The 6,029-nt window shown below is 44.5% G+C and carries 8 protein-coding genes and 1 pseudogene; 5 read left to right on the top strand and 4 right to left on the bottom strand.

What is annotated here, in order from left to right; translation table 11 throughout:
• Nucleotides 1–279: pseudogene (locus tag MiSe_RS47245) on the top strand (hypothetical protein); the annotation flags it as partial.
• On the opposite strand, the gene MiSe_RS47240 reads toward MiSe_RS47245, so the two are convergent.
• Complete coding sequence (locus MiSe_RS47240) at nt 235–702, bottom strand: regulatory protein RecX (protein ID WP_226594040.1); 468 nt, start codon at nt 700–702, stop codon at nt 235–237. The pseudogene MiSe_RS47245 and the gene MiSe_RS47240 overlap by 45 nt on opposite strands.
• A 229-nt stretch (nt 703–931) precedes the next feature.
• Here MiSe_RS47240 and MiSe_RS47235 point away from each other — a divergent pair, with 229 nt between their 5' ends.
• Nucleotides 932–2,113 (top strand): pyridoxal phosphate-dependent aminotransferase, encoded by a 1,182-nt coding sequence (locus tag MiSe_RS47235; protein ID WP_226594038.1) that lies wholly within the window; start codon nt 932–934, stop codon nt 2,111–2,113.
• A 127-nt stretch (nt 2,114–2,240) separates the two neighbouring features.
• Here MiSe_RS47235 and MiSe_RS47230 read toward each other — a convergent pair whose 3' ends face one another.
• The gene (locus MiSe_RS47230) at nt 2,241–2,555 is read right to left on the bottom strand and encodes a slr1957 family protein (RefSeq protein WP_444980645.1); all 315 of its coding nucleotides are present in this window, start codon (nt 2,553–2,555) and stop codon (nt 2,241–2,243) included.
• Nucleotides 2,556–2,947: 392 nt separating this feature from the next.
• Between MiSe_RS47230 and MiSe_RS47225 the strand changes: the two genes are divergently transcribed.
• From MiSe_RS47225 to MiSe_RS47215, 3 genes are all read left to right on the top strand, one after another.
• Entirely contained in the window at nt 2,948–3,415 is a 468-nt protein-coding gene (locus MiSe_RS47225) for a VOC family protein (RefSeq protein ID WP_226594034.1), read from the top strand.
• Between the two features lie 89 nt (nt 3,416–3,504).
• The gene (locus MiSe_RS47220) at nt 3,505–4,452 is read left to right on the top strand and encodes an NAD(P)-dependent alcohol dehydrogenase (protein WP_444980644.1); all 948 of its coding nucleotides are present in this window, start codon (nt 3,505–3,507) and stop codon (nt 4,450–4,452) included.
• 10 nt (nt 4,453–4,462) lie between these two features.
• On the top strand, nt 4,463–5,338 hold the full coding sequence (locus tag MiSe_RS47215) for an NAD(P)-dependent oxidoreductase (RefSeq protein WP_226594030.1): 876 nt from the start codon (nt 4,463–4,465) through the stop codon (nt 5,336–5,338).
• Between the two features lie 135 nt (nt 5,339–5,473).
• On the opposite strand, the gene MiSe_RS47210 is transcribed toward MiSe_RS47215, so the two are convergent.
• Together MiSe_RS47210 and MiSe_RS47205 are read right to left on the bottom strand one after the other, a co-directional pair.
• The gene (locus MiSe_RS47210) at nt 5,474–5,641 is read right to left on the bottom strand and encodes a hypothetical protein (protein WP_226594028.1); all 168 of its coding nucleotides are present in this window, start codon (nt 5,639–5,641) and stop codon (nt 5,474–5,476) included.
• A 24-nt stretch (nt 5,642–5,665) separates the two neighbouring features.
• Entirely contained in the window at nt 5,666–5,845 is a 180-nt protein-coding gene (locus MiSe_RS47205; RefSeq protein WP_226594026.1) for a hypothetical protein, read from the bottom strand.
• Nucleotides 5,846–6,029: the final 184 nt, after the last annotated feature.

The following is a 6,029-nucleotide window of genomic DNA, read 5'->3' as shown; positions in this document are numbered from 1 at the left end:
ATGCCCACCCCACAAAACTTTCAACTCTCTTGTGGGGCAGGCAAGATGCCCACCCCACAAAACTTTCAACTCTCTTGTGGGGCAGGCAAGATGCCCACCCCACAAAACTTTCAACTCTCTTGTGGGGTGGGCAAGATGCCCACCCCACAAAACTTTCAACTCTCTTGTGGGGTGGGCATCCTGCCCGCCCTGGGTCAGAAACCCGGTTTTTTGAAAAAACCGGGTTTCTTGGCGTTAAAATGCTTCTGCCTCCTCTTCTTCGTTCTTCCATTGGTCTAAAACTTCAAACGGATTAAACCCTCGATACTGAAGGTAATTCAATAATTTGACTTTAGTTTTCGGGTCAATATATTGAAAGCTGCTCAGTTTGTATTTCCGCATGACTTTAGCTTTTAACTCACTCAGAGATTCCGTTGAATCAGATTCTTCTTGTTCCATCCAGACTTGCTCGAAGACATCGGCAGGAATTCCTTTTTCCAGGCACTTGCGTTTCAAGGCTGCTTTTCCATATTGGCCTTTCGAGGAGTTGATTATACTATTTACAACGCGGATATCCGATTGATACCCTTTTTGTTGCACCGCATCGAGCGCTTCAGCAATCTCGCTTTGCTCAAATCCCTTTTCTCGGCCTTTTTTCAGCAGTTCGTTTACACTGTAATCACGGCGAGCTAAAAGTCTCAGGAAATAATCACCACAAGTCATAATTCGACTGGCAATAGCCACAATTTCAATCTATTACTATTTTATAGGTAGAATATGTAACCTGCGTTCGCCATCCCACCTTACCCATTGTTTCTATAAATCTTCTTCTCTTCTTTCTTGGCGTCCTTGGCGTCTTGGCGGTTCAATAAATAGATATCCTTCAGACGGTAAAAGAGTTGTGGCGATCGCTTAAAATATATAAACTGATAATCCAAGCCAAATTAAAATTATGTTCTACAGCGAAACTGCAAGAATGCAGGCGGTGCAGTTACCTATTATCCCAGTCGTTGCCGAATTAATCCGCAGTTGTCCGGGAACAATTCCTTTGGGACAAGGGGTTGTTTCCTATGCGCCGCCAAAACAAGCTATAGAGCAAATTTCGCAATTTTTAGCTATTCCAGACAATCACAAATATCAACCCGTAGACGGTATTGTACCCTTGCTGGATGCGATCGCCACCAAACTCAAATCCGATAACGGTATTGACATAAACGACAATCGATGCATAGTCGTCACCGCTGGTGGGAACATGGCGTTTATGAACGCCGTTTTGGCGATTACTTCCCCCGGCGACGAAATTATTTTACTGACGCCCTATTATTTTAACCACGAGATGGCGATTGCAATGGCGGGATGCACTCCCGTCCTCGTCCCGACGGATGAAAATTATCAGATTTGTCTCGATAAGATAGAACAAGCAATTACCGACAAGACTCGCGCCGTTGTCACAATTTCACCGAATAATCCCACGGGGGTAGTATATCCGAAAGCAACATTGGAAGCGGTGAATAGACTGTGTTACGATCGCCACCTCTACCACATTAGCGACGAAGCTTACGAATACTTTACCTACAACGGCGTCCAGCACTTTTCTCCCGGCGCAATTCCCAACAGCAGCGACCATACAATTTTACTTTATTCGCTTTCCAAAGCCTATGGTTTCGCCTCCTGGCGCATCGGGTATATGGTCATCCCGCAACATTTATTCCTTTCAGTTAACAAAATCCAAGATACAATTCTAATTTGTCCCCCAGTCATCTCTCAATACGCCGCTTTAGGTGCATTACAAGCGGGAATTAGTTATTGTCGGGAACACTTGCAAACTATTGCCAAAGTGCGCGAAAAATGCTTAGAGCAACTTTATTCCATCCCAGATTTATGCACCGTACCGCCAGCGGATGGGGCGTTTTATTTTCTGCTCAAAGTTCATACAAAAATAGGGGCAATCGAATTAGTAGAACGCCTGATAAAGGAACATCGCGTCGCCTTAATTCCCGGCACAACTTTCGGTATCGATGATGGCTGTTACCTGCGCCTCGCCTACGGTGCTTTACAAGAAGATACAGCAATAGAAGGGATTGGTAGGTTAGTACAAGGCTTGAAAACAATTTTGCTAATGGCTAATGGCTAATGGCTAATGGCTAATGGTTAATGGCTAATCGGTAATAGGTAATGGTTAATGGCTAATCGGTAATAGGTAATGGTAAAACAATTAGCAATTAGCCATTAGCAATGAGCAATTAGCCATTAGCCATTACTTATTCTTCCTCAAACAAAGCGACTGTAACCGCATCAAAAGCAAATGCTATAAGCAGCGGCATGGGAGATTTTAAGAAAAAGCCTAAAAGTGCAGCGACGACTGTTACTAATACAGCTGCGATCGTCCAGCGTCGTTCTTCCTGGCTAAATCCCTTGCGCGCCTTAATCACTCTGAGTACCTGTGCTGGAATTGGTTCGGGCATGACAGCAAAGGGAGGAAACGCCCAGTAAAAGTTAGGACGCTCTACAAATAAATCTGTCCACCCGTTTTGTTGGCACCATTCCTCAATCCATTCATCACAGTAGTGTTTCATATAGCGGTTGCTGAAAAAGTTACGAAAGTTATTTAAAATTGACATAATGGCAGTACTAAAATTGAGGGCAGTCGAGAGCGTTGTTCAAATCTGTATCAAAAAAAATAGCATAATGACATATATAAGTCATGCTTAAGCGATATTTTTTTATAATTGAGATATGTTTCTTAATAATCTCTCTATGGATCGTGCAAGAGGGACAGAAGTTGCGGTTACTTCATAGGTAAAATTACTTATCAACCTCAGAACTAAATCCACTCGTACTGGTGAATGACTTGGAGTGTAATTTTTTCTAATATTACCTATCAGGGTAGTTAATGAGTCATCTGTCGGTGGAGTGAAATAGGGTGGGTTTGGCGTTATGGTAATAGCAAAAAGGATTGGTTGCAAGTATGTCGTTAGCGCCAGAGTCTACCAAAGCTGTTCTATCCCCAGGTTGTCTGCGGCGGGTGCATCACATCGCCTTCAACGTGCGGGATATGCAAGGGTCGCGTCATTTTTACGGGACGATCCTGGGTTTGCACGAATTGACTGGGGATGAAGTTCCGACAACGTTGGTTAAGTTGGTTGCAGAGGGAAAAGTTGCCAACTTTGTGACGCCGGATGGTACGGTAATAGATTTATTCTGGGAACCGGATCTGGCGCCGCCAGATCCAGATCCGGAAAAAGCTTTTACTCGCGCCAATCATTTAGCTTTTGATATAGACCCGAAATTATTTGACCAAGCGGTGGAAGTGTTGCGTCAGCACCACATCCCCATCGCACAGGATATCGTTACCCGACCCACCGGACGCGGCATTTACTGCTACGACCCGGATGGGTTTATCATCGAGATTCGCTGCGATCCAGATAATGCATGAGGCAAGTATCGCTCAAAAGATAGATGGCGATAAAGGCAAATTAATCTAAACTCCAAAAAGGCCGGAGGTGTATAGCGATGATCGAGCAAATGAAAGCCGTTGTTATCAACCAATACGGCGCTGCTGAAGTCTTGCAATTGCAAGATATCCCCAAACCTCAAATAAAAAGCGACCAGATGTTGGTCAAAGTATACGCCACCAGCATCAATCCCATCGATTGGAAAACCCGCAATGGAATGCTGAAAATCATATTCGGCAACAAATTCCCGATGGTTTTGGGTTACGACGTTTCGGGAGAAGTGGTAGAAGTTGGATCTGGGGTTACCCAATTTCGCCAAGGTGACCAAATTTATGCCTGTCTCGATACGGCGACTAGCGGATCCTATGCAGAATATGCCGCCGTTTCCGAAAAAGTCGCATATTTTAAACCCCAAAATATCAGCCACGAAGAAGCAGCTGCCATACCTCTAGCGGCAGAAACTGCTTTACAAGCTTTGCGCGATTTGGGTGAAATTAAGGCAGGCGATCGCATATTAATCAACGGCGCTTCGGGTGGGGTGGGCACCTTTGCAGTACAAATTGCCAAAGCTTTAGGCGCAGAAGTCACAGCAGTTTGTAGCCAAAAGAATGCCGAATTAGTAAAAAGTTTGGGCGCTGACCGCACAATCGATTATACAAATCAAGACTTTACTAAAGAGTCGGTCAAGTACGATATTATTTTGGATGCGGTGGCGAATCGCTCGTTTTGGGAATGCCAAAATATATTGTCATCGAATGGAGTTTACGTCACCACCCTCCCCGATTTCGTTAACAGCGCGGCGATTTTCATCACCCAATTGATACCCGGTAAAAAAGCCAAACTGATTCTGCTCAAATCGAATGGCAAGGATTTGGCTTACTTGAAAGAATTGAGCGAAGCGAATAAGTTGCGTCCTATAATTGCACGCACTTATCCTTTATCGGAGATAGACCAGGCTCATGCAGAAAGCGAAAAAGGTCGCGTGGTTGGTAAGCTAGTAATTACCGTTTCAACTTAAAAAATTAATCGTGAGAATTGGATTTTTGGGAACTGGCTTAATGGGAAAACCGCTGGCGCAAAGATTGTTATCCGCGCCACTGCCGGTGGTAGTCTACAACCGTACTCAGTCTAAACTAGAAGCGCTGCGCGACGCGGGGGCGATGGTGGCTGATTCGCCGGAGAATGCGATTGCATCCTCTGATTGCATCATTTTAATGCTTTCCGACGCCGCTGCCATTGAGCAAGTTCTCTTATCAGAAAATGCCAAACAACAACTGAAAAACCGCACCGTAATTCAAATGGGAACGATTTCTCCTTCCCAAAGTCAAGAGTTGCAAAAACAAGTCGTAGCCGCAGGCGGTGACTATCTAGAAGCACCCGTTTTGGGCAGTATCCCAGAAGCCGAAGCTGGGAAATTAATCGTCATGGTAGGCGCGACAGAGGAACAATTTCAAAAATGGTCTAATTTGCTGCAAAACTTTGGCTCATATCCGCGTTTAATTGGCCCCGTTGGCACGGCTGCTGCTGTTAAACTAGCCCTAAATCAACTCATTAGTTCCCTCACAACTGCCTTCGCACTGAGTCTAGGTTTTGTGCAAAATCAAGGCGTCGAAGTCGAATCTTTCATGGAAATTTTGCGCCAAAGTGCGCTTTATGCGCCTACTTTTGATAAAAAATTGCAGCGAATGCTCGATAGGAATTACGCCAATCCTAATTTTCCTACCAAACATCTGCTCAAAGATACTAACTTGTTTCTAGATGCAGCTATTTCGGTTAACTTGAATGCTAGCAGTTTGTCAGGGGTGCGGGAGATTTTAGAAATAGCTCAGCAGATGGGTTTATCCAATGAAGATTACTCATCGCTGTTTGAAGCAATTATATCAAATCCGGTTGCATCGGAATGATCGGCCTTTCTGGGTAATTGCTAATTGCTAATTGCTAATTGTTCCTACAGGGATTAATTCCGATGCAACGGTCAAGGATATTAGTCCTCAAATATAAGAGAAACCCGGTTTCTTGAAGAAACCGGGTTTCTGTCTTTAATTCTGATGATTATCATCAGCAACTGCTGAGACAACTGTCGAGACTGTTGCAAAAAAGGCGGCTACCACAACGAGCAACATTAAACTAGCCAGTGCGGCTAAGGGTGAAGTTATCAACAAAACTAACTCCACAAACAAGAGAATAGATATCAGTGCTTTGTTCATAAATTTTGCGATCAAAATTTGCTACTATAAGCCTAGGGAAATAGAGCATAATATTACCCCACCCGTAAGACTGAAAAAATAGGTTTGTATGGCGTAGGGACTAAGGCTAAAGTAAATTTTGTCGAACCATTGCAAAGTTGGTGGAATGCCGTGTCCCGACAATGTTGTGTGGCACCCAGTTTGTATGGCGTAGGGACACGGCATCAATAAATTTTGTCCCTCAGGGCAAAGTTGGTGGAATGCCGTGTCCCGACAATGTTGTGTTGCACCCAGTTGGTATGGCGTAGGGACACGGCATCAATAAATTTTGTCCCTCAGGGCAAAGTTGGTGGAATGCCGTGTCCCGACAATGTTGTGTTGCACCCAGTTGGTATGGCGTAGGGACACG

Origin of the sequence: Microseira wollei NIES-4236 (genome assembly GCF_020521235.1) — a bacterium.
Lineage (GTDB): Bacteria > Cyanobacteriota > Cyanobacteriia > Cyanobacteriales > Aerosakkonemataceae > Microseira > Microseira wollei.
This window is presented reverse-complemented; position numbering and strand designations above follow the sequence as displayed.

Bases quoted from the DNA above. Each gene is read 5' to 3' on its own strand.
- MiSe_RS47240 (WP_226594040.1), bottom strand. From the start codon at position 702: ATGACTTGTGGTGATTATTTCCTGAGACTTTTAGCTCGCCGTGATTAC.
- MiSe_RS47235 (WP_226594038.1), top strand. From the start codon at position 932: ATGTTCTACAGCGAAACTGCAAGAATGCAGGCGGTGCAGTTACCTATT.
- MiSe_RS47230 (WP_444980645.1), bottom strand. From the start codon at position 2,555: ATGAAACACTACTGTGATGAATGGATTGAGGAATGGTGCCAACAAAAC.
- MiSe_RS47225 (WP_226594034.1), top strand. From the start codon at position 2,948: ATGTCGTTAGCGCCAGAGTCTACCAAAGCTGTTCTATCCCCAGGTTGT.
- MiSe_RS47220 (WP_444980644.1), top strand. From the start codon at position 3,505: ATGAAAGCCGTTGTTATCAACCAATACGGCGCTGCTGAAGTCTTGCAA.
- MiSe_RS47210 (WP_226594028.1), bottom strand. From the start codon at position 5,641: ATGAACAAAGCACTGATATCTATTCTCTTGTTTGTGGAGTTAGTTTTG.
- MiSe_RS47205 (WP_226594026.1), bottom strand. From the start codon at position 5,845: ATGCCGTGTCCCTACGCCATACAAACTGGGTGCCACACAACATTGTCG.